Origin of the sequence: Bradyrhizobium icense (assembly GCF_001693385.1) — a bacterium.
Classification (GTDB): domain Bacteria; phylum Pseudomonadota; class Alphaproteobacteria; order Rhizobiales; family Xanthobacteraceae; genus Bradyrhizobium; species Bradyrhizobium icense.
Window position 1 is genome coordinate 4,108,911 of the sequence record NZ_CP016428.1, and the last position, 21,402, is coordinate 4,130,312.

Annotated in this window: 21 protein-coding genes; 16 read left to right on the plus strand and 5 right to left on the minus strand. The window is 63.8% G+C overall.

Annotated elements, in window-relative coordinates; all coding sequences use genetic code 11:
* Positions 1-159 precede the first annotated feature (159 nt).
* Positions 160-1,455: a Spy/CpxP family protein refolding chaperone gene (locus LMTR13_RS19365; RefSeq protein ID WP_065729221.1), complete on the plus strand. Its 1,296-nt coding sequence runs from the start codon at positions 160-162 to the stop codon at positions 1,453-1,455.
* A 129-nt stretch (positions 1,456-1,584) separates the two neighbouring features.
* Here LMTR13_RS19365 and LMTR13_RS19370 read toward each other — a convergent pair whose 3' ends face one another.
* Positions 1,585-2,559: a tripartite tricarboxylate transporter substrate binding protein BugD gene (locus LMTR13_RS19370; RefSeq protein WP_197521130.1), complete on the minus strand. Its 975-nt coding sequence runs from the start codon at positions 2,557-2,559 to the stop codon at positions 1,585-1,587.
* 82 nt (positions 2,560-2,641) lie between these two features.
* Positions 2,642-3,715, minus strand: a complete 1,074-nt coding sequence (locus LMTR13_RS19375) for a tartrate dehydrogenase (RefSeq protein WP_065732814.1) — start codon at positions 3,713-3,715, stop codon at positions 2,642-2,644.
* 150 nt (positions 3,716-3,865) lie between these two features.
* Between LMTR13_RS19375 and LMTR13_RS19380 the strand changes: the two genes are divergently transcribed.
* Positions 3,866-4,771 (plus strand): LysR family transcriptional regulator, encoded by a 906-nt coding sequence (locus LMTR13_RS19380; protein ID WP_065729223.1) that lies wholly within the window; start codon positions 3,866-3,868, stop codon positions 4,769-4,771.
* A 139-nt stretch (positions 4,772-4,910) separates the two neighbouring features.
* Here LMTR13_RS19380 and erpA read toward each other — a convergent pair whose 3' ends face one another.
* Entirely contained in the window at positions 4,911-5,240 is a 330-nt protein-coding gene (gene erpA / locus LMTR13_RS19385; protein WP_065732815.1) for an iron-sulfur cluster insertion protein ErpA, read from the minus strand.
* A gap of 105 nt (positions 5,241-5,345) precedes the next feature.
* Here erpA and LMTR13_RS19390 point away from each other — a divergent pair, with 105 nt between their 5' ends.
* The 12 genes from LMTR13_RS19390 (at position 5,346) to surE (ending at position 17,315) form a co-directional block, all read left to right on the plus strand.
* Positions 5,346-6,554 carry a deoxyguanosinetriphosphate triphosphohydrolase gene (locus LMTR13_RS19390; protein WP_156795678.1) on the plus strand — a complete coding sequence of 403 codons (1,209 nt, stop codon included), beginning with the start codon at positions 5,346-5,348 and terminating at the stop codon, positions 6,552-6,554.
* 9 nt (positions 6,555-6,563) lie between these two features.
* The gene (argS, locus tag LMTR13_RS19395) at positions 6,564-8,357 is read left to right on the plus strand and encodes an arginine--tRNA ligase (RefSeq protein WP_065729225.1); all 1,794 of its coding nucleotides are present in this window, start codon (positions 6,564-6,566) and stop codon (positions 8,355-8,357) included.
* A gap of 120 nt (positions 8,358-8,477) precedes the next feature.
* Entirely contained in the window at positions 8,478-9,971 is a 1,494-nt protein-coding gene (locus LMTR13_RS19400) for an SPOR domain-containing protein (RefSeq protein WP_065729226.1), read from the plus strand.
* Between the two features lie 47 nt (positions 9,972-10,018).
* Entirely contained in the window at positions 10,019-11,041 is a 1,023-nt protein-coding gene (nagZ, locus tag LMTR13_RS19405) for a beta-N-acetylhexosaminidase (RefSeq protein WP_065729227.1), read from the plus strand.
* Positions 11,038-11,865, plus strand: coding sequence for a segregation and condensation protein A (locus LMTR13_RS19410; RefSeq protein ID WP_065729228.1), 828 nt, complete (start codon positions 11,038-11,040; stop codon positions 11,863-11,865). The genes nagZ and LMTR13_RS19410 overlap by 4 nt, the downstream gene beginning before the upstream one ends.
* Before the next feature lie 18 nt (positions 11,866-11,883).
* Positions 11,884-12,636 (plus strand): SMC-Scp complex subunit ScpB, encoded by a 753-nt coding sequence (gene scpB, locus LMTR13_RS19415; protein ID WP_065729229.1) that lies wholly within the window; start codon positions 11,884-11,886, stop codon positions 12,634-12,636.
* 146 nt (positions 12,637-12,782) lie between these two features.
* Entirely contained in the window at positions 12,783-13,022 is a 240-nt protein-coding gene (locus LMTR13_RS19420) for a twin-arginine translocase TatA/TatE family subunit (protein WP_028345916.1), read from the plus strand.
* 117 nt (positions 13,023-13,139) lie between these two features.
* Positions 13,140-13,658, plus strand: coding sequence for a Sec-independent protein translocase protein TatB (gene tatB, locus LMTR13_RS19425; RefSeq protein ID WP_065729230.1), 519 nt, complete (start codon positions 13,140-13,142; stop codon positions 13,656-13,658).
* A complete protein-coding gene (gene tatC, locus LMTR13_RS19430) occupies positions 13,655-14,476 on the plus strand; it encodes a twin-arginine translocase subunit TatC (protein ID WP_065729231.1) in 822 nt (273 codons plus the stop codon). Before tatB ends, tatC begins: the two co-directional genes overlap by 4 nt.
* Before the next feature lie 212 nt (positions 14,477-14,688).
* Positions 14,689-16,032: a serine--tRNA ligase gene (serS, locus tag LMTR13_RS19435; protein ID WP_065729232.1), complete on the plus strand. Its 1,344-nt coding sequence runs from the start codon at positions 14,689-14,691 to the stop codon at positions 16,030-16,032.
* Positions 16,033-16,044: 12 nt separating this feature from the next.
* Positions 16,045-16,452 (plus strand): hypothetical protein, encoded by a 408-nt coding sequence (locus tag LMTR13_RS19440; protein WP_065729233.1) that lies wholly within the window; start codon positions 16,045-16,047, stop codon positions 16,450-16,452.
* Positions 16,453-16,547: 95 nt separating this feature from the next.
* Complete coding sequence (surE, locus tag LMTR13_RS19445) at positions 16,548-17,315, plus strand: 5'/3'-nucleotidase SurE (RefSeq protein WP_065729234.1); 768 nt, start codon at positions 16,548-16,550, stop codon at positions 17,313-17,315.
* A gap of 138 nt (positions 17,316-17,453) precedes the next feature.
* Here surE and LMTR13_RS19450 read toward each other — a convergent pair whose 3' ends face one another.
* The gene (locus LMTR13_RS19450) at positions 17,454-17,831 is read right to left on the minus strand and encodes a response regulator (protein WP_082637436.1); all 378 of its coding nucleotides are present in this window, start codon (positions 17,829-17,831) and stop codon (positions 17,454-17,456) included.
* 255 nt (positions 17,832-18,086) lie between these two features.
* On the opposite strand from LMTR13_RS19450, the gene LMTR13_RS19455 reads away from it, so the two are divergent.
* Positions 18,087-18,731, plus strand: a complete 645-nt coding sequence (locus LMTR13_RS19455) for a protein-L-isoaspartate(D-aspartate) O-methyltransferase (protein ID WP_418219782.1) — start codon at positions 18,087-18,089, stop codon at positions 18,729-18,731.
* Between the two features lie 109 nt (positions 18,732-18,840).
* A complete protein-coding gene (locus LMTR13_RS19460; protein ID WP_065729235.1) occupies positions 18,841-20,211 on the plus strand; it encodes a peptidoglycan DD-metalloendopeptidase family protein in 1,371 nt (456 codons plus the stop codon).
* 143 nt (positions 20,212-20,354) lie between these two features.
* Here the strand turns inward: LMTR13_RS19460 and LMTR13_RS19465 are convergent, their stop codons facing one another.
* Entirely contained in the window at positions 20,355-21,338 is a 984-nt protein-coding gene (locus tag LMTR13_RS19465) for an ATP-binding protein (RefSeq protein WP_065729236.1), read from the minus strand.
* Between the last annotated feature and the right edge of the window lie 64 nt (positions 21,339-21,402).

Sequence of the window (21,402 nt, forward strand, 5' to 3'; positions counted from 1 at the left end):
CCTGTTCGGTAGCATCGGCTTGACAGCAGTGCACTCCTCGTCAGCTAGCGGTTGCTGCCGTTTTCCAAGCGCGATGCCTTTGTCTGCATTAATTGACGGAACTTTCGGACCTGTGCAGCGTCATAGCTAGCGCAGCCAAGGCTTGGCACGGGAGGTGCCATGTCGAAGTTCGGCGTTACACTAATCGCTGTCGTCCTGGTGACCGCGCTGTCGAGTGCCGCCACTGCGAAAAGTCGCGGACATTTTGGTCTCGGCCCACTTGGCAGCGTGAAATCCGCGTTCGCCCGCGTGCTTGGGCCAGGGCTGTTTCATAGCCGCCCCAGGCATCACCGCCGGGTGCACGTCCGTCGGATCAAAAACGCTCCCGTCGCTTTAAAGAGCGCTCCCGTCGCTTTACAAGGCATCCCGTCCGCAACGAAACAGCCCTCCGGCGAGGAGGGGTTGGTTGTTGGCAGGCTATTCACTGACCCTGCGGCACGCAGGCAGATCGCGGCGACTGCCGCACTTGCTCACTGGCATGGCGACCGTAACGCCACAGACGGGTGGTGGTCGCATGGCCATGGCGGATATGGCTGGGTTGGGCCGCTGTTCTGGCCGTTCGCCTACAATGATATTTATGGTTATGCCATCTTCGGCGATGGCATGGGCTTCTGGGACTACGGCTACCCCGACATCTATGCAGGAGTTTTTGGGCCTTACGGCAGTGACGAACTAGCGGCTTATATGGCACCGCGCTCTTCCGACCGACGAGAGCAAGGGATTCCGCCGCTGCAGCAGCTCTGCGGTGATGCCGGCCGCGAAAGTACCGGTCTCGCCATTGATCAGATTCAGCGGGCGATTCAGCCGACCGAGGCGCAACGGGCCGCGCTGGACCATCTTGCCGACGCGTCGAATTCGGCCGCTCAGATCATTCAGGCATCTTGTCCGACGCAGCCCGCATCAACGGCGCCGGCCCGATTGGCCCTGATGCAGCAGCGCACTGCGGCTATTCTCACTGCAGTAATATCCCTGCAGCCGCTGCTGGGGGACCTTTATGATCTGCTGAATGACGAGCAGAAAACACGGCTCAACGCACTCGCCGATGATCAGCTCAAGACGGCGTCCGCAAACGGGGCCATGAAGGCGCCGGCCCAGGGCTGCGAAGCGTCCCTGCCAGCGGCGTTGCAATGGCCGGCTGGCGAGATCGAGGCCAGCCTACACCCTAACGAGGCCCAACGCGACGCGCTTGAACGGCTGCAGCGTGCCAGCGCCAGAGCTGTCGAGATGCTGAGCTATGAATGCCAGCCGAAAGATGCGATCACGCCACCCGCTCGCCTCGCCGCGGTGGATGGTCGGCTCGATACCATGCAACAAGCCATCAATCTGGTGAGCGACGCGCTGGAAGACTTCTATAATACACTGAGTGATGAGCAGAAGTCTCAATTCGAGCTGATCGGACCAAAACGAGCGCCGTGATTGCCATGTATTCCGATCAGCGAAGGATCGGAGAAGACGCCTGGCTGGCGCGGCGGTCGCCGAACATCGCCGCGGATGGCGCACGGCAATGCGCGCGCACTGTTCGCCGCGGCGCAGTGATGGGACGCCTCAATCCGCGAACTGCCCCGCCGCATTGATGATCGGCGCCCAGCGATCGACCTCGCTGATCAGTTTTGCCTTCAAGGCTTCCGGCGTCGCTTCGTTCTGAGGAACAGGTTCCGTGTTGATGTCATTGAACCGCTTTACCAAATCCGGATCGCGCAGCGCTTGCTGCAACGTCTTGGAAAGTTTCTGAACGATCTCGTCGGGCGTGCCCTTGGGCGCATAGATGCCGTGCCAGGCGCCGACTTCAAAGCCCTTCAGCCCGGCCTCATCCGCGCTCGGGAGATCGGGCATGGACGCGAGCCGTGTCTTCGTCGTGATGGCGTAGGCCTTGACCAGCTTCGACGCGATCGGGCTCGTGGTGTTGGTGGTCTGGTCGCAGGAGAGGTCGATCTGCTTGGCGATCAAATCGTTCATCACGGGGGCATTGCCCTTGTAGGGCACGGTCAGGATTTCCTTGCCGACCGCGGTCATGAACAGCATGCCGCAGAGATGCGAGGCGGCCCCTAAGCCTGCATTGCCAAAGGTCATCTTCTCGCCATTGGCCTTCATGTAGGTGACGAGTTCGGCCAGCGTGTTCGGCGGCAGATCGGGACGGCCGATGATCGTCATCGGCGCGTTGGTGACGAGGCCGATCGGCGCGAACGCGGTCTTGGTGTCGTAGGGCAGCTTGCGGTAAAGCGTGGCGGCCGTCGAGATACCGATGTGGTGGATCAAGAGCGTATAGCCGTCCGGCTCCGCGCGCGAGGCGCGTGTGGCCGCGATCGTGCCGCCGGCGCCGGTGGCGTTTTCTATGACGATGGTCTGGCCCAGCAGTTTTGACATCGACTGCGCGGTCACCCGCGCCACCGTGTCGGTGGCGCCGCCGGCGGCGAAGGGCACCAGCAATGTGATTGGCCGGCTCGGATAATTCTGCGCGAGCGCCGCAGAGCTGACCATGGCGAACGCCAGCGCGATGACGGCTGTCTTCTTCATTTGCATTTACGCCTCCCTGAATTCTTGTTCTGATTTGTCTCGCGGGCCTTTTGCCTCGCGACCGTACCGTCACCCCAGTGAGGGACCGTCACACGTTCGAGCTATGGATCGCCTCCACCACTGCGTTGGTAACATCCTTCGTGGTCGCGGTGCCGCCGACATCCGGCGTGGTGATGCCGGCGCCTGTAACCTTCTCCACGGCGCGCATCAGCCGCGCCGAGGCTTCATCCTCGCCGAGATGATCGAGCATCTGCGACGCCGTCCAGAAGCTCGCGACCGGATTGGCGATGCCTTTGCCGGTGATGTCGAAGGCCGAGCCATGGATCGGTTCGAACATCGAGGGAAAGCGCCGCTCCGGATCGATGTTCGCGGTCGGCGCCACGCCGAGGCTGCCGGCGAGCGCGCCGGCGAGGTCCGAAAGGATATCGGCGTGGAGATTGGTCGCGACGATGGTATCGAGGCTCTGCGGCTTCAGCGTCATCCGCACCGTCATCGCATCGACCAGCATCTTGTCCCAGGTGACGTCGGGAAACTCTTTCGAGATCTCTTCGGCGATCTCGTCCCACATCACCATGCCGTGCCGCTGCGCATTCGATTTTGTGACCACCGTGAGCAGCTTGCGCGGCCGCGACTGCGCCAGCTTGAAAGCGTAGCGCATGATGCGCTGGACCCCGACGCGGGTGAACACGGCCACTTCGGTGCCGACTTCCTCCGGCAGCCCGCGATGCACCCGCCCGCCGCAGCCGGCATATTCGCCTTCGGAATTTTCACGCACGATCACCCAGTCGAGGTCGCCCACCTCGGCATGGCGAAGCGGCGAGGTGATGCCGGGCAGGATCCGGGTCGGACGGACATTGGCGTATTGATCAAAGCCCTGGCAGATCGGCAGGCGCAGGCCCCACAGCGTGATGTGATCGGGCACGTCGGGCGCGCCGACCGCGCCGAAATAGATCGCATCGAATTTCTTCAGCGTGGCGAGGCCGTCAGCCGGCATCATCACGCCGTGCTTGCGATAATAGGCCGAGCCCCAGTCGAAGGTTTCGACGTTGAATTTTACGTCGCCGAGCCGCTTCTGAAGGCTTTCGAGCGCGGTGACGCCGGCGGCGATAACCTCTGGGCCGATGCCATCGGCAGGTATGGCCGCGATTGAATATTCGCGCATCGAAATCTCCTTGGAAACGGCCTCGGTCTGCGGTCTACCCGCGTCGGGGCGCCAGCGAGTCTTGCTCTGCGCATCCTGCGGCCGCCGCCACCAATGGACAATCGCCTCGCGTTTATACAAAAAATTGATATAATCGCCCCAGGAGGATCGATGGATCTGCATCACTTGCGCTGCTTCGTGGCTGCGGCAGAAGAACTGCATTTTGGCCGGGCGGCGCAGCGGCTCGATATGCTGCCGTCGGCGCTCGGCCGTTTTGTCCGCCTGCTCGAAGAGGACCTCGGCACGCGGTTGATGACGCGCACGACGCGGAGCGTCGCGCTGACAGATGATGGCGCCGTGCTGCTCAAGGAGGCGCGGGCGCTGTTGACGCAGGCCGATGCGCTTGCCGGCAAGTTCCGTACGCGCGGCCGCAAACGCGCGGCAATCATTCGCGTCGGCGCCATCGACAGCGCCGCTGCGGGGCTGTTGCCAAAACTGCTTCATGACTTCCGGCAGCGCCGGCCCGACGTCACCGTGCAATTGGTCGAGGACAAGACGGTGCGCCTGCTGCCGCGCCTGTTGTCCGGCCGGCTCGATCTCGCCTTGGTGCGCCCGCCGGAGCGGCCCGACAAGCGGCTGGAGTTTGCCTTCCTGCTGCACGAGACCGCCGTCGTTGCGGTCGCCGACCGGCACCCCCTGGCATCGCGCAAGCGGGTCGCCATCGCCAATCTCAAAAACGAGCCGTTGATCGTGCCCGAGCGCCGCTCGCGTCCGCACAGCCACGACCTCACCATGAAACTGTTCGCCGAGGCGGGGCTAGATGCGCGCGTCGCCCAGATCGCCGACGAGAAGCAGACCATCGTCAATCTGGTTTCCACCGGCCTCGGCGTCGCCATCGTCCCGCGCTGGACATCGCGCATGGCGACGCGCGGCGTTCGCTTCATCCGCCTTGCCGCTTCCGACATGAACAAGCTGCCGTTGGCGGCTGCCTGGACGCGAGGCACACGCGATCCCGTGAGGGACGACATTCTGAAAATGCTGAAAGCCGATTTGCCGCGCTACGCGCGCGAGGCTTAGCCGTTCCCGTCATCGTCCGCGAAGGCGGACGATCCAGTATTCCAGAGGCCGGAGTGACTGAACGGATAAGTCCCGGCGTACTGGATACCCCGCCTTCGCCGGGTATGACAGTCAGCGTGATGAAACGCGCAGTAGCTTCTCAAATCGAAAAACTGGTCCCGCAGCCGCACGATGCCGTGGCATTCGGATTGACCACGCGGAACGAGGCGCCGATCAGATCGTCAACGAAATCGACCTCCGAGCCGGCGAGGAACGGCACCGAGGCCGGATCGACCAGCACCACCGCGCCCTCGCGCGCGATCACCAGGTCGTCCTCGGCCTTGGCGCGGTCGACGTCGAACTTGTACTGAAAGCCGGAGCAGCCGCCGCCCTCGACGGAGATGCGCAGCATGGCGCCGTCGCCTTCGCTCTTTAGGATTTCGCCGATGCGGCGGGCAGCCCGTTCGCTGACGGTGATGGCAGTGGTCATGGCAATCGTCTCCGGCCCCGTCATACCCAATTCATTTGGTATGGCGTGTCAGACATAGTTAAGTGCGTAATCTCGCGGAATCAAATGGATAAGGACTAAAAAACCGTGTCGGTCGGAATGGCTGCCCCCCGTGCGCTTTATGGCTGCGACCCTGATTCCAGCCGCGGCCGGCTGTTTGCGGAGCCGCCCAGCCGGACCCGCAGCCCGTTCCGGCGCGATTGCGACCGGGTGATCCATTCCACCGCGTTCCGCCGGCTGAAGCACAAGACACAAGTTTTCGTGTTCCACGAGGGCGACCACTACCGCACGCGGCTGACCCATTCGCTGGAAGTGGCGCAGATCGCCCGCGCGCTGGCCCGCCAACTCGGCCTCGACGAGGATCTCACCGAAACCCTGGCGCTGGCCCATGATCTCGGCCATCCCCCGTTCGGCCATGCCGGCGAGCGGGCGCTCGACAAATGTCTGAGAGACCATGGCGGCTTCGACCACAACGCGCAGGCGCTGCGGGTCGTGACCTCGCTGGAGCATCGCTATCCGGAGTTCGACGGGCTGAACCTGACCTGGGAGTCGCTGGAGGGCATCGTCAAGCACAACGGCCCGCTGACCGAGCGGGACGGGGCCCCGGCCGGGCCTTACGGCGACAGCGGCATTCCCGTCGGCATCGCCGACTTCAATCAAAAATTCGATCTGGAACTGTGGAGCTACGCCTCGCTGGAGGCGCAGGCCGCAGCGTTCGCCGACGATATCGCCTATGACGCCCACGACATCGATGACGGCCTGCGCGCCGGCCTGTTTGCCGTCGACGACCTCAAGGTGATGCCGCTGACTGAGGCGATCATCGCCGAGATCGACAGGCATTATCCCAAACTCGACGATGCCAGGCGTGGCGCGGAACTGGTGCGTGAGCTGATTTCCTACATGATCGGGGCTGTCATGTCGGAGGCGGGCAGGCGCCTTGCGGCGGCGAATCCGCAATCGGCCCATGATGTCCGCCACCATCACCAGCCGTTGCTCGCCTTTCCGCCTGACGTTGCCGAGCAGGAGGCCGCCATCAAGGCGTTTCTGAAGCAGCACATGTACCGCCACCACCGGGTGATGCGGGTGATGGGCGAGGCCGAAGGCATCCTGTTCGACTTGTTCGCGCGCTATCAGAATTCGCCGGGGGACCTGCCGGCCGAATGGGTGGAGGGTACGGAGCGCGTCACGGACGGCGAGCGGGCACGCCGGATCGGCAATTTCATCGCCGGGATGACTGACCGCTACGCCCTGATGGAGCACCAACGGCTTTTTGACTCGACCCCGGATTTGCGTTAGGCGGCGGCCATGTCCGACAAGCCAGCTACACAACACCTGTTCGCCGACGCGCTGGCGCGCGTGCAGGCGATCTGCGCCACGCTCGCAGCCGAGGGCGGGTGGCCCGCCGGCATCGATTTTTCCCGCATCGTGGTCGAACCGCCGCGCGATGCGAGCCATGGCGACATGGCGACCAACGCCGCGATGGTGCTGGCCAAGGATGCCAAGATCAAGCCGCGCGATCTCGCCGACATGATCGCCGAAAAATTGCGCGCCGATGATCTGATCGCCGCCGTCGAGGTCGCTGGTCCCGGCTTCATCAATCTCACCTTGAAGCCTCAGGTCTGGGTCGATGAACTGCGCACGATGCTGCGCGAAGGTGCGGCGTATGGCAAAAGCGCCGTCGGCGCCGGGGCCAAGGTCAATGTCGAATACGTCTCGGCTAATCCGACCGGGCCGATGCATGTCGGCCATTGCCGCGGCGCGGTGTTTGGCGACGCGCTTTGCGGGCTGCTTGATTTTGCAGGCTACGACGTCACCCGCGAATATTACATCAACGATGCCGGCGCACAGGTCGACGTGCTCGCGCGCTCGGCCTACCTGCGCTATCTGGAAGCACTCGGCGAAATCATCGGCGAGATCCCGGAAGGACTCTATCCTGGCGACTATCTCGTGCCGGTCGGGCAGGCGCTTGCAGCCGAGTATGGCGACAAGCTGAAGGCGATGGCCGAAGCCGCCTGGCTGCCGATCGCGCGCGCCAAGGCGATCGCCATGATGATGGATATGATCAAGGGCGATCTCGCCGCGCTCAATATCAAGCACGACGTGTTCTTCTCGGAGCGGTCGTTGATCGAGACCGGCAACAACAAGGTCACCGAAACCATCGACTTCCTGCGGGCCAAGGGCGACATCTACGAAGGGCGGCTACCGCCGCCAAAGGGCAAACCGGTCGAGGATTACGAGGACCGGATCCAGACGCTGTTCCGCGCCACCGCCTATGGCGACGACGTCGACCGTCCGCTGATCAAGTCGGACGGCGCCTACACCTATTTCGCCTCAGACATCGCCTATCACAAGAACAAGGTCGATCGCGGCTTCCTCGACATGATCGACGTGTTCGGCGCCGATCATGGCGGCTACATCAAGCGCATGCAGGCGGCGGTGAAGGGCGTCAGCGACGGCAAGGCCGCGCTCGACGTCAAGGTGGTGCAACTCGTGCGCCTGCTGCGTGCCGGCGAGCAGGTGCGGATGTCGAAACGCTCCGGCGATTTCGTCACGTTGCGCGAGGTGGTTGACGAGGTCGGTTCCGACGCGGTGCGGTTCATGATGCTGTTCCGCAAGAACGACGCCGTGCTTGATTTCGACCTCGCCAAGGTGCTCGAACAATCGAAGGACAATCCGGTCTTCTACGTCCAGTACGGGCATGCCCGCGGTCACTCCATTTTCAAGAATGCCCGCGAGGTGGTTCCAGACCTGCCTGAGGATGACACAGCCCGGGCGGCCTATTTGGGGGATGCCCCGGTGGATCGGCTGACCGATCCGTCCGAATTTGACCTTTTGAAGCGGTTGGCGCTCTATCCCCGGATCATCGAGGCGGCGGCGGTCGCACATGAGCCCCACCGAATCGCTTTTTATCTGTATGATTTAGCCAGTGAATTTCACGCGTTGTGGACGAAGGGGCGGGATTTGCCCTATTTACGCTTCATTATAACTAATGATGCAGAGATCACGAGGGCGCGACTGGCTATGGTCCAGGGCGTCGTCTCGGTTCTGGCATCGGGCTTAGCCGTTCTCGGCGTCCACGCTCCGACCGAGATGCGGTAGGCAGGGGCGAAGGCCCTTCACGAATGGGGGTTCGTGAGGGTATCTGGCAGGGGCCACGCTCGTCATGGTTTGTTTGACATGGCGGGTTTGGCGCTGTCCCGTAGGGGATGCATCATCACGATGGCTGATCGATATCAGGACCGACCTTTTCCCTCCGCCGACCAGGACCGCGGCGAGAGCGATCCGCTTGCCGAGCTCGCAAGGCTGATTGGGCAGAGCGATCCGTTGGGGGGCGCGGCCAAGCCCGCGCCGCACCCGCTGCAGTCGCGGGCCAATGCGCGTCCGCGGCAGTACCATCCACCGGAAGAAGACCTCGACGCGCCGCCGGCCCCGCCAGCATGGATGCAGCGCGCGCGCCAGGAAACGCGTCAGGAAACAACCCCGCCACCGCCACTTCCATCGCCGCTGCCGCAGGATCAGGCTTACGACGACGAGCCGGACTACCAGCCGGCGCCGGTACATCCGTTACACCGCTACGCGGCCCAGCATCAGGCGCCCGAGCAGGAAACGCAGGACTATTACGAGCCTCCACAGCAATATGCCGACGAGCCGCAGCAGGATCCCGCGCGCTACGACGATGCGCTGTATGGACGGTTAGAGACCGGCGAGCACGACTACCAGCGCGATCCGGCCTATCCGGACGATCCCTATGCCTACCAGGGCGAATACGAGGAAGAGGAGCCCGCGCCGAAGAAGCGCTCGAGCGGCCTGATGACGGTCGCCGCGGTGCTGGCGTTGGCTGTGGTCGGGACGGGCGCTGCCTTTGCCTATCGCACCTATGTCGGTTCGCCCCGCTCGGGCGAGCCGCCGATTATCAAGGCCGACAACAGCCCGACCAAGGTGGTGCCGGCGCCGTCCGACGGGGGCGCCGGCAAGGCCCCTGACCGCATGCTGCCGGGCGATGGCGGCGAGAAGCTGGTGTCGCGCGAAGAAACGCCGGTCGACGTCAATGCGAGGTCCGGCGCGCCCCGTGTCGTATTTCCGCCGCTCAATCCGAACAGCAACCCGCCGCCGGTCGCGAGTGTGTCCCCGTCCGGTCCGCCGCCTGCATATGGCGCCAACGGTACGATGCCGAACAACGAGCCGCGCCGGATCAAGACGCTCGCCGTCAGGGGCGACGCCGCAGACAACGGTGGCATCCCGGCAGGGGCCGGTGCGCCGCCGCCGAAGCCGACGACGAGAAGCGCCGCCGCCCCAGCCCAGGCTGTCGCGCCGGGTCCCGGTCCCATTGCGCCGCCGGCGCGTAATCCGGCATCGGCCAATGCCAGTGCCAATGGGCCGATGTCGCTGGCGCCGCAGGCCGATGCCGCGCCGCCGACCCGGATGGCAGCGACTAATCCGACCCAGTCGGCCCCCGCGGCCGGAGGCGGCTATCTGGTTCAGGTCTCCTCGCAGAAGAACGAGGCGGACGCGCAGGCCTCCTATCGCGCGCTGCAGGGCAAGTTCCCGAACGTGCTGGGGCCGCACTCTTCGCTCATCAAACGCGTCGATCTCGGCGAAAAAGGTGTCTACTACCGCGCCTTCGCCGGCCCGTTCGGCTCGTCCGAGGAGGCGGCGCAGGTCTGCAGCAGCCTGAAATCTGCCGGCGGGCAGTGTTTCGTCCAAAGGAATTAACGGCGGTTTCCTTGACCAAGGGGCTGCGAGGGGCCTAATCGGCCCCCATGACAAGCCGCGCATTCATTACGGGCGTATCGGGACTGGAACTGCGCGCCGCGGAACGCGAATTCATCCGTGGCGAGCTGCCATGGGGCTTGATCCTGTTCAAACGTAACGTCGAGACGCCGGATCAAGTATCTGCGCTTGTTGAGGAATTCCGGAACCTTGTAGGCGAGGCGGATGCGCCGGTCCTGATCGACCAGGAGGGCGGACGAGTGGCGCGGCTCGGGCCGCCGCACTGGCAGGTCTATCCGCCCGGCGCCAGCTTCGGCGCGCTCTACGACATCGAGCCGGAGCTGGGTCTGCAAGCCGCGCGCTTGAGCTCGCGCCTGATCGCGGCCGATCTGATCGACATCGGCATCACGGTCGACTGCCTGCCGCTGGCGGACGTGCCGGTGGCCGGCGCCGACGCCGTGATCGGCAACCGGGCTTACGGAACCGAGCCGGGCAAGGTCGCGGCGATCGCCCGCGCCGTCAGCGATGGGCTGGAGCACGGCGGCGTGCTGCCGGTCCTGAAGCACATCCCCGGGCACGGCCGGGCTACAGCGGATAGCCATTTTCGGCTCCCAACCGTTGATACCTCGCGGGAGGAGCTGGAACGGACCGATTTCGCGGCCTTTCAACCGCTGTCGGACCTGCCAATGGCCATGACCGCACATGTTGTGTTTAGCGCGTTAGATCCCGTCCAACCGGCGACGACTTCTGCGACAATCATCCGGCAGGTGATTCGCGGCGTAATTGGGTTCCAGGGTTTGTTGATGAGTGATGATGTGTCCATGAATGCGTTGGCGGGATCGATCGCTGATAGGACCCGAGCCATCGTCAACGCGGGCTGCGACATGGTCCTGCATTGCAACGGCAAGCTCGACGAAATGCGCGACGTGGCGCGCGAGACGCCGGCACTGACGGGCGAGGCCTTGGAACGCGCCACACGGGCGCTGGCCTCGCGAAAGCAGCCTGAGCCGCTCGACCGGCAGGCGGCGCGGGTTGAACTTGAAGCGTTGATGGATCGGGTAGGAACGGCATGACGGCTGAGATTCTATCGTTTGAAACCGGACGGCCCGCCGAAGTCACCGACGGCGAGCCGGCGCTGGTCGTCGACGTCGAGGGCTATGAGGGTCCGCTCGACCTGTTGCTCACGCTGGCGCGGCAGCAGAAGGTCGATCTCGCCAAGATTTCGATCCTGGCGCTGGCGGACCAGTATCTGACCTTCATCGAGGCGGCGCGAAAAATCCGCCTCGAACTCGCCGCCGATTACCTCGTGATGGCTGCGTGGCTGGCGTTCCTGAAATCGCGGCTGTTGTTGCCCGAACCGGCGACGCCCGATGGGCCGAGCGCGGAGGAAATGGCCACCGCGCTGGCCAACCGGCTGCGCCGGCTCGAGGCCATCCGAGAAGCCGCCAACCGGTTGATGAACCGGCCGCAGTACCAGCGCGATATCTTTCCGCGCGGCAATCCGGAAACGATCGCCGAGATCAAGCATCCCAAATTTACGGCGACGCTGTTCGACTTGCTGACCGCCTATGCCACGCAGCGTCAACAGCGAGTGCTGGCGACGGTGCATCTGGCCAAGCGCACGGTGTGGTCGCTGGCCGAGGCGCGCGCCTCGCTGGAGCGGCTGGTCGGCATGACCGAAACCGAGGAATGGAGCTGCCTCGACGACTACCTGCTCAGCTACGTGGTCGACCCCTCGCAGAAAGCAACAGTGTTCGCGTCGAGCTTTGCCGCGGCGCTCGAACTGGTGCGCGAAGGCGAGATGGAATTGAACCAGAAAGAGGCGTTCGCGCCGCTGTATTTTCGGAAGCGTCCGCCGCAGGCAGCAATCCCTGCACCGGATATGACGGTCGAGTAAGTGGAAGGAGACCTAGCCATGGCAAGCCTGGCGGAAAAACGCATGGAAGATGCCGAGGACCATCCCATCGACCAGAATGTCGATCAGGCCGCGCGGCCCGAGGAATTGCGGCTGCTCGAAGCGTTGCTGTTTGCCTCTGCCGAGCCGATCGACCAGGCGACGCTCGCCAAGCGCATGCCCGACGGCGTCGACGTCAAGGCGGCGCTGGCGCAGTTGCAGGCGGAATATGCGCCGCGCGGCGTCAATCTGGTGCGCGTCGCCAACAAATGGACGTTCCGCACTGCTGGCGATCTGTCGTGGCTAATGACACGCGAAAGCACGGAGACGCGGAGGTTGTCGCGGGCGGCGATCGAGGTGCTCGCGATCATTGCCTATCACCAGCCCGTGACGCGGGCCGAGATCGAGGAGATCCGCGGCGTGATCACGTCCAAGGGAACGCTGGATGTGCTGCTCGAAACCGGCTGGATCCGTCCCCGCGGCCGCCGCAAGACGCCGGGCCGGCCGCTTACCTTCGGCACGACGGAAGCGTTCCTGTCGCAGTTCAGTCTGGAAGCGCTGAGCGATCTGCCGGGCCTGGAAGAGCTGAAGGGTACGGGGCTACTAGATTCGCGGCTGCCTTCCGGCTTCAGCGTTCCGACGCCGTCGGACGACGTGGCGCTGCGTGAGGACGAAGATCCGCTGGACGCTGGCGACAATCTGGAACTCTTGCTGGCGCCGGCGGCCGAGCCTGAGGATGGTGGCGGAGCTGGTTCCGAAGGCTCCGCCGGCTAGTCCGGCAAGAGGGGTTAATAATAGCCATAATACGTAGCCGCGACAGCGATTTGCCGCGGCATGGGTCCTTGTTTTTGACACCCCGCGGGCCTACCTTCCGCCAAAGCTTGGCCGGAAGCCGGCCGTCTCTTTTGGAGGGTTGCAGGATGGGTTCGCTTAGCATTTGGCACTGGATCGTCGTGATCGCAGTGGTCCTGCTGTTGTTCGGCCGCGGCAAGATTTCCGACCTGATGGGCGATGTCGCGAATGGTATCAAGGCCTTCAAGAAGGGCATGCAGGACGATGAAAAGGCGCCCGAAAAGCCGGCCGAGCCGGTGAAGACCATTGATCACAATGCGACGCCGGCGCCGACGGCGCGGACGGATGTCGGCAGCAAGGCTGTCTAACCGGGCATCTTGAACCTGGCGTCGGTTCAGGACGCCGGTTGAGAAAAGGCGCGGGCTGCTCCAAATCTTGGTTATGATGGATTGGAGCGCGGACGTCTCGCGCGAGCGGAAGAATTCATGTTCGACATCGGGTGGAGTGAACTGGTCATCATCGCGGTTGTCGCGCTGATTGCCATCGGCCCGAAAGAGCTTCCGGGCGTGCTGCGCATGGTCGGGCAATGGATGGGCAAGGCGCGCAAGATGGCCTCCGAATTCCAGGGCCAGTTCCAGGAAGCCATGCGCGAGGCCGAAATGGCCGATCTCAAGAAGAGCTTTGACGAGGTCAAGGACACCGCGACGGCGCTTTCCCCGGCTAGCGTCATGACCTCGCTGCAGAAGGACGTCAACGACGCCCTGCAGATCGGCGATATCGACAAGCCTGCCACGACCCAACCCAACGACGCGCAGATGGCGTCCGCGATCGGCGAACCCGTCACCCCGACGACGCCGGCAGCGCCGGCGCCGGAAACCTTCGTCGAAGCCGAGGCGCATGCGGCTGCTTCCGAGCCGTTGGCGATCACCCGTGAAGTTCAGGCCGTCCAGCAGGACGTTGCGCCCTCGGCGCCCGACATTCTCAAGGACGCCAAAGCGTCATGACCATCGAAGACATCGAGGCCAGCAAGGCGCCGTTGATGGATCATTTGATCGAGCTGCGCTCGCGGCTGATCAAGGCGCTGCTCGGTTTTGGCATTGCGTTCATCTTCTGCTTCTTCTTCGCCAAGCAGATCTACAACGTGCTGGTCTGGCCGTTCGTCTGGGTAGCGGGTGCCGAGAATTCGAAATTCATCTACACCGCGCTTTTGGAATATTTCCTCACGCAATTGAAGCTCGCGCTGTTCGGCGCCGCCTTCATCTCGTTCCCGATCGTGGCGACGCAGATCTACAAATTCGTGGCCCCTGGCCTCTACAAGCACGAGCGCGGCGCATTCCTGCCGTACCTGATCGCTACCCCGTTCTTCTTCGTGCTCGGTTCGGTCGTGGTTTATTTCGTGGTGCTGCCGATGCTGGTGCGGTTCTCGCTCGGCATGCAGCAGGTGGGCAGCGACGAGAGTGCGCAGATTCAGTTGCTGCCCAAGGTCGGCGAATATCTGTCGCTGATGATGTCCCTGATCTTCGCCTTCGGCGTCGCATTTCAGCTCCCCGTAATTCTGACGCTGCTGGGGCGGATCGGCATCGTAAACTCCAGGATGCTGCGCGAAAAGCGGCGCTATTTCATCGTCGGCGCCTTTGTCATCGCCGCTGTTCTGACGCCCCCCGACGTCATCAGCCAGGCCTCGCTCGCGATCCCGCTGATGGCGCTCTACGAGGGCGCGATCATCGCGGTCCGCATGGTGGAAAAGAAGGCCACCGCCGCGCAGGCCGCGTCCGGTACACCACCCGCCAGCCCGCCGCCGGAAGCCAATCCGGCCGAGTAGGGCGCTGCTCGCGCCTCGGCATTGGCTGTCATTCCCCGCGAAAGCGGGGAATCCAGAACGCCGCGGCCCAGCGAATTTGCCTCGAACTGCTCTGGAATACCGGATCACCCGCTTTCGCGGGTGATGACGGGTGTGGTACTTGGGACGCGCACGCAAACAATCAACATGAGTGTTGATTGTTTGCAGGAAGACGACCTCAGGACCGAGCCCTCATGCACGACATCAAATCGATCCGCGACAACCCTCAGGCGTTCGACGCCGGACTGAAGCGCCGGGGGCTGGCGCCGTTGTCGGCGTCGCTGCTCGCGATCGACGAAAAGCGCCGGGCCGCCATCCTGGCCTCCGAGCAGGCGCAGGCGCGACGCAATGCGGCGTCGAAGGAAATCGGCGAGGCCAAGAAGGCCAAGGACGATGCGCGCGCCAACAAGCTGATGGCTGAAGTGGCCGAGCTCAAGACCACGATGCCGGAGCTCGAGCTCGCTGCGAAGACGGCGGACGAGGAGCTGGCGAAAGAACTCGCTGCGATTCCTAATCTGCCGCTCGACGACGTGCCCGAAGGCACCGACGAGCACGGCAATGTGCAGCGGCACGTCTACGGCAAGACCCGCAACTACGCCTTCAAGCCGAAGCCCCATGACGATCTCGGCGGCGCGCTCGGCTACATGGATTTCGAAGCGGCCGCGAAACTGAGCGGTGCGCGCTTTGTCGTCTTGAAGAAGGGGCTGGCGCGGCTGGAGCGCGCGATCGGCCAGTTCATGCTCGATCTGCATACGGGCGAGCACGGCTACACTGAGGTCAATCCGCCGCTGTTGGTGCGCAACGACGTCATGTTCGGCACCGGGCAATTGCCAAAATTCGAAGACGACCAGTTCTGGGCCATCAAGGGCGAATTGCTTGCGGCGCCCGACGAACGACTGAAGACCGAGCGCCTCGGTCTCATTCCGACCGCCGAAGTCTCGCTGACCAATCTCGTCCGCGAATCCATCGTCGACGAAAAAGAACTGCCGATGCGGCTCACCGCGCTGACACCGTGCTTCCGCGCCGAAGCGGGCGCCGCCGGCCGCGACACCCGCGGCATGATTCGCCAGCATCAATTTACAAAGGTCGAACTGGTCTCGATCGCAACGCCCGAGACCAGCCGAGACGAGCACGAGCGCATGCTGTCCTGCGCGGAGGAGGTGCTGCGGCGGCTCGACCTGCATTACCGCGTGATGACGCTGTGCTCCGGCGACATGGGATTTTCCGCACAAAAGACCTACGACATCGAGGTCTGGATGCCAGGACAATCTTCAAGTCAGGGCGACGGCGGCGCTTACCGTGAAATCTCGAGCTGCTCAGTGTGCGGCGATTTCCAGGCGCGACGCATGGATGCACGCTCGCGTGGGCCCGACGGAAAGCCGCGCTTCGTGCATACGCTGAACGGCTCCGGCACGGCGGTCGGCCGCGCGCTGATCGCGGTGATTGAAACCTATCAGCAGGAAGATGGCTCGATTGCAGTGCCGGCCGTGTTGCAGCCTTACATGGGCGGGCTCAAGACCATCGAGCGGGATAAATAGCGCAAAGCAAAAATGGCATTGCATCGCGACATTCTTTGGATCGGGAGGCAATGGGCTGTTACCGGCCATGGGATGCAATTGATCGATCAGAAGCTGCAAGGCTTCTTCGATATCGAAGTGGCGCGCTTGTGGGACGACGATCTCATCGCGCAGATGCATGCCAAGGAGTGGCTCAACGTCGCGGATTTCGACAAGGGACTGGCGGTCGCGCGGACGCGACACAAGCGGCCGGAGGAGGGGTCGGCTGCGGCGCTTCCGGCGATCGAGCCCGTCGCAGCACCTTCGCCCAAGCCGGCGGATGCGAGCCCGTCCTCTCTGCCCATCGAATCGGCGCAACAGGCATCGCCGGACCTGCAGATGAAAATCGATGGCGGCGCCAAATTCGCGCGCCCCTGGCGTATCTGGATGAAGAAAACATGAGGAAATAGGCGCGTTTGCCTCAGCCGCGATAGCCGGATAAGACCACGGCCAGAGGCAACACCCGCCTCGACCGGAACCAGAAGGCACTTTGACGGATGCGAATTCTCTGCACCAACGACGACGGCATTCATGCCCCGGGTCTGAAGATCGTCGAGGAGATCGCCCGTGCGCTGTCCGACGACGTCTGGATCGTGGCGCCGGAGCTCGATCAGTCCGGGGTCTCGCATTCGCTGTCGTTGAACGATCCCTTGCGGTTGCGCGAAGTCGGTCCGCGCCATTTCGCGGTGCGGGGCACGCCGACCGATTGCGTGATCATGGGCTCGCGCCACATCCTCGGCGAGAAGGTGCCCGATCTCGTGCTGTCCGGTGTCAACAAGGGCCGCAACGTCGCCGAGGACGTCGTCTATTCCGGGACGATCGCGGGCGCGCTCGAGGGCACCATTCTCGGAATCCCGTCATTTGCGCTGAGTCAGGAATTTTCGATCGAGACCCGTCACGCGCCGCTGTGGGACACCGCGCTGAAATTCGGTCCCGGAATCCTGCGTAAGGTGATCGACGCCGGCGTGCCGAAGAACACCGTGATCAACGTCAACTTTCCTGCCTGCACGCCCGACCAGGTCAAGGGCGTCCGCGTCACGCGGCAGGGCAAGCGCAATCTCGGCTTCCTCAAGGTCGACAAGCGGCACGACGGCCGCGGCAATCCCTATTTCTGGATCGGGTTCGAGCGGGCCGCGATGATGGATGCGCCGGCCGAGGGCACAGATCTGGCGGCGTTGGCAGCGCGCTATGTGTCAGTCACGCCGCTGCGGCTGGATCGCACCGATGAGGCTTTTTCGGAAGAGTTGACGTCGACGTTGAAGTAGTCATCCAGCAGCAAACTCGTCATACCCGCGAATGCGGAGATCCAGTACGCTGCGGCTTCTCGGTTCTTTCACAGGTCTCCGGAATACTGGATCATCCGCTTTCGCGGATGATGACGGCTGGGTGTGCGGACGGACGGCCTAAACCGGCGCGCTCTTCAACGTAGAGGCGATCACTTGGGCCAGCGTTTCCAGTTGAAACGGCTTCTGCAGCGCGGGACGGTCGCGATATTCCTGGGGCAAGCCGGAGGAGCCGTAGCCGGTCGCAAAGATGAAGGGGCGGTTACGCGCGGTGATCAATTCGGCTACCGGCGTGATCACCTTGCCGTTGACGTTGACGTCGAGAATGGCGAGATCGAATTCGGTCGATTGCACCAGCTTGACCGCTTCGCCGATTTCGCCGGCCTCGGCAGCTACGCTGTGTCCAAGCTCTTCCAACATGTCGGCGACCATCATGCGGATCATGACCTCGTCCTCAACGAGGAAAACAGAACAGCCCGCCGGCCGTGTCGCTACCATGATGGATTCCTTGCCCTTCCGAGTGTCGAGGTTCGCAAAAAACGTCCCTGCGTGCAATGTCGACATAGGCTGCCAGGCCCTGCGTAAAGGCTCTTCGCGAAGGATTTTCCCGAGCCCTAACGTCGGGACGCGGCCCCCAGTTCCGGACGAGGAACCACAATCTTAAAGGAAATCGTTCCTTAAGTGCGCGCACGCTATTACATCTTGGCAAGGCCGAAGCACTGGATTGGCGGCAGACTCCGCCACGAGACCGCTATGTCGCAAGAACCGCCGGAAAAGATGATGTTTCAGCTCACCCTGCGGCGGCGGGGGATCAGCGACCAGGCAGTGCTGCGGACCATGGAAGAGGTGCCGCGCGAGCACTTCGTGGCGGCTGGCGACCGCGACCATGCCTATCGCGACAGCGCGCTCGGCATCGCCTGCGGGCAGACCATCAGCCAGCCCTTCGTGGTCGCCTACATGACCGAGCAGCTACACCTGCAGAAGCAGCACAAGGTGCTCGAGATCGGGACCGGCTCCGGCTACCAGGCTGCGGTGCTGTCACGGCTATGCGCGCATGTCCTGACCATCGAGCGCTACCGGACGCTGGCGGATATAGCCCGCGACCGGCTCGAGGCGCTCGGCTATTTCAACGTCGAGGTGATGTTCGGCGATGGTTTCGATATTCCGCCCGGCGCCGGCGATTTCGACCGCATCATCGTGACGGCTGCGATGGAGCAAATTCCCGAAAAGCTGCTGGAGCGGCTGCTGCCGGGCGGCATCCTGATCGCGCCAGTTGGCCCCCACCACGGCACCCAGACGCTGGTCAGGGTAACCAGGACGGACGGCGGTTTTGAGCGCAAGGAATTGGTCGATGTCCGCTTCGTCCCGGCCCTGCCGGGAATTGCGCGCGAACTGTAGAATCCCGGATTGGCGGTTCCCTCCAACATCTTATTCCAAGGGTTAAGCGGTTATTTACTCGGTACGTGTTTACTCAAAACAGTATTTTGTTGCGTACGAGTGAGTAACCATGTCCCGTGTCGCCGAGTTGCTTCGCTCGCGTCGGGTACCGCAGGTCGCGGTGCTGGCGCTGATGTCGGTCGGCTTTGCCGGCTGCAGCGCCGATATGCAGACGCGCTTTTCCGATAGCTCGTTCTCCAATCCCTTTGCCTCCCAGCCCGAAGCGACCGGTTCGGTACGCGCTCCCGCCGCCGATCGCCGCGAGCTGCCGCAATATGCCCGGCCGCAGTCGCAGGCTCCGCAATTCCAGTCCCAAGCCCTGCCGCCGCCCGCTGTTGCTGCGCCGCACGCCTACCCCCCCAGCTCGGGCGGGGTGTCCGGAGGAGGTCGCGGCGTTTCGTCCTATGCGCCGCCATCCCATCCGCCGATCGAGACCACCGCCACGGTACCGCCGCGCTCGGTGGCAGCCGCCCGTCCGCCTGCGCAGGGTGGTGGTACCACGATCATTGTCGGCACCAGCGACACGCTCGACATTCTGGCCAAGCGCTACAACGTCTCAGCCGCCGCGATCCTGCAGGCCAATGGCTATAAGGGCCCGCGCATATTGTCGCCCGGCCAGCAACTGATCATTCCCCGGCAGACGGCGGCGGCTGCGCCGGCACCCGCAGCCCCGGCCAGCAAGCCGGTCGCTACTGCCGCGGCGGCGCCGAGCGTCCATGTCGTCAATCGCGGCGATACGCTGATGGGCATCGCCCGGCGGAATCAGGTTTCGGTCAGCGAGCTCGCCAGGGCCAACAATCTCGATCGGTCCGCCAAGCTCAGCCTCGGCATGAAGCTCACCGTGCCGGGTTCGAAATCCGCGGCCGCAGCTCCGGCGGCGCAGCCCGTTGCCGCAGCTCCCGCCCAGCCGGTCGCCGCGGTTGCCGCACCGGCTACCAAAGTGGCCTCGGCCGGCGGTCCGCCGCAGAGTGCGCGGCTGGCCTCCGCCACCACGAATGTTACCGAAGAAAAGCCCGTCGTCGAGCAAGCCTCGGTCAAGCCCAGCGAGGCCACCGGCGCGCTGCCGACCTTCCGCTGGCCGGTGCGCGGCAAGGTGATCACAAGCTACGGCGCCAAGACGAACGGCAAATCGAATGACGGCATCAACCTGGCGGTGCCGGAAGGAACGCCCGTGAAAGCCGCGGAAGACGGCGTGGTCGCCTATTCCGGTAACGAGCTCAAGGGCTACGGCAATCTGGTTCTGGTGCGGCACTCCAACGGTTACGTCACCGCATATGCCCATGCGAGTGAACTGCTGGTGAAGCGCGGCGATACCATCAAGCGCGGCCAGATCATTGCCAAGTCGGGTCAATCGGGCGAGGTGGGGTCGCCGCAGCTCCACTTCGAGATCCGCAAGGGATCTTCACCGGTTGACCCGCTGCAATTCCTGAACGGGGCGTGAGGCGCACCTCGTGTCCCGGACGCGGTGTAGCGTGAAACGCTGCGCCACTGAGCGGGGACCATCGCCGAAGCGAGCCGTGAAGCTGGACCCCGGTTCTGCAGCGCACCGCTTCGCGCTGCGCTGCGCCCCGGGGAACGTAGCGCCTACTTCCCCGCTAACCTCACGCCCAGCCGTCCCGCCAACTCCTGCGTGAACTGCCAGGCCACGCGGCCCGAGCGGGAGCCGCGGGTGGTCGACCATTCCAAGGCTTCGCGCTCCAGCTCTTCGTCGGCAATTTCGATGCCGAAATGGCCGCAATAGCCGCGGACCATGGCGAGGTACTCATCCTGACTGCAGCGGTGGAAGCCGAGCCACAGACCAAAACGATCCGACAGCGACACCTTCTCCTCGACCGCTTCGCCGGGATTGATCGCGGTCGAGCGTTCGTTCTCGATCATCTCACGCGCCAAGAGGTGCCGCCGATTCGAGGTGGCGTAGAGGATGACGTTGTCAGGGCGCCCTTCGATACCGCCTTCCAGCACCGCCTTCAGCGACTTGTAAGAAGCGTCGTTGCCATCGAAGGAGAGGTCGTCGCAGAACACGATGAAGCGGAAATCGGAGCTGCGCAGGAGATCCATCAGGCCGGGCAGGCTCTCGATATCCTCGCGGTGAATCTCGATCAGCTTCAGCCGGTCGGCCGGTTTGCGATCGACGTTGATGTCGGCATGTGTCGCCTTCACCAGCGACGACTTGCCCATGCCGCGTGCGCCCCACAGCAGCGCGTTGTTGGCGGGCAGGCCGTCGGCAAAGCGCTCGGTGTTTTCGATCAGGATGTCGCGCATCCGGTCGATGCCCTTGAGCAGGCCGAGCTCGACACGGCTGACGCGCGGCACCGGCGAAAGGCGCCCGTCCGGATGCCAGACAAAGGCGTCGGCGGAGCCGAACGACTCGGGCCGTCCCGCCGCCGGAGAGGCCGCGGAAAGATGGCCGGCGATGGCTTCCAGCGCAATGGCGATCCGCTCGGCGGTGGCTCCGTTAAGCGTATTTGCCGGACCTTTTGTCGCGGTTTTCGGCTGCCCTCGCGAGGCGGCCTTGGGGGTGGCGCGGGGCGCTGGTTGAGCCGCAGTTTTCTTGGCTTTTTTCGACATTTCCGGAGTTCCTGACGGCGCAGCCTTAACGGGCCTTGGAAGCTCTCGCAAGCGGCCTAAATGA

Excerpts from the sequence above, each read along its gene's own strand:
- LMTR13_RS19365 (WP_065729221.1), top strand. The coding sequence starts at position 160 with ATGTCGAAGTTCGGCGTTACACTAATCGCTGTCGTCCTGGTGACCGCG.
- LMTR13_RS19370 (WP_197521130.1), bottom strand. The coding sequence starts at position 2,559 with ATGCAAATGAAGAAGACAGCCGTCATCGCGCTGGCGTTCGCCATGGTC.
- LMTR13_RS19375 (WP_065732814.1), bottom strand. The coding sequence starts at position 3,715 with ATGCGCGAATATTCAATCGCGGCCATACCTGCCGATGGCATCGGCCCA.
- LMTR13_RS19380 (WP_065729223.1), top strand. The coding sequence starts at position 3,866 with ATGGATCTGCATCACTTGCGCTGCTTCGTGGCTGCGGCAGAAGAACTG.
- erpA (WP_065732815.1), bottom strand. The coding sequence starts at position 5,240 with ATGACCACTGCCATCACCGTCAGCGAACGGGCTGCCCGCCGCATCGGC.
- argS (WP_065729225.1), top strand. The coding sequence starts at position 6,564 with ATGTCCGACAAGCCAGCTACACAACACCTGTTCGCCGACGCGCTGGCG.
- LMTR13_RS19400 (WP_065729226.1), top strand. The coding sequence starts at position 8,478 with ATGGCTGATCGATATCAGGACCGACCTTTTCCCTCCGCCGACCAGGAC.
- nagZ (WP_065729227.1), top strand. The coding sequence starts at position 10,019 with ATGACAAGCCGCGCATTCATTACGGGCGTATCGGGACTGGAACTGCGC.
- LMTR13_RS19410 (WP_065729228.1), top strand. The coding sequence starts at position 11,038 with ATGACGGCTGAGATTCTATCGTTTGAAACCGGACGGCCCGCCGAAGTC.
- scpB (WP_065729229.1), top strand. The coding sequence starts at position 11,884 with ATGGCAAGCCTGGCGGAAAAACGCATGGAAGATGCCGAGGACCATCCC.
- LMTR13_RS19420 (WP_028345916.1), top strand. The coding sequence starts at position 12,783 with ATGGGTTCGCTTAGCATTTGGCACTGGATCGTCGTGATCGCAGTGGTC.
- tatB (WP_065729230.1), top strand. The coding sequence starts at position 13,140 with ATGTTCGACATCGGGTGGAGTGAACTGGTCATCATCGCGGTTGTCGCG.
- tatC (WP_065729231.1), top strand. The coding sequence starts at position 13,655 with ATGACCATCGAAGACATCGAGGCCAGCAAGGCGCCGTTGATGGATCAT.
- serS (WP_065729232.1), top strand. The coding sequence starts at position 14,689 with ATGCACGACATCAAATCGATCCGCGACAACCCTCAGGCGTTCGACGCC.
- LMTR13_RS19440 (WP_065729233.1), top strand. The coding sequence starts at position 16,045 with ATGGCATTGCATCGCGACATTCTTTGGATCGGGAGGCAATGGGCTGTT.
- surE (WP_065729234.1), top strand. The coding sequence starts at position 16,548 with ATGCGAATTCTCTGCACCAACGACGACGGCATTCATGCCCCGGGTCTG.
- LMTR13_RS19450 (WP_082637436.1), bottom strand. The coding sequence starts at position 17,831 with ATGGTAGCGACACGGCCGGCGGGCTGTTCTGTTTTCCTCGTTGAGGAC.
- LMTR13_RS19455 (WP_418219782.1), top strand. The coding sequence starts at position 18,087 with ATGTCGCAAGAACCGCCGGAAAAGATGATGTTTCAGCTCACCCTGCGG.
- LMTR13_RS19460 (WP_065729235.1), top strand. The coding sequence starts at position 18,841 with ATGTCCCGTGTCGCCGAGTTGCTTCGCTCGCGTCGGGTACCGCAGGTC.
- LMTR13_RS19465 (WP_065729236.1), bottom strand. The coding sequence starts at position 21,338 with ATGTCGAAAAAAGCCAAGAAAACTGCGGCTCAACCAGCGCCCCGCGCC.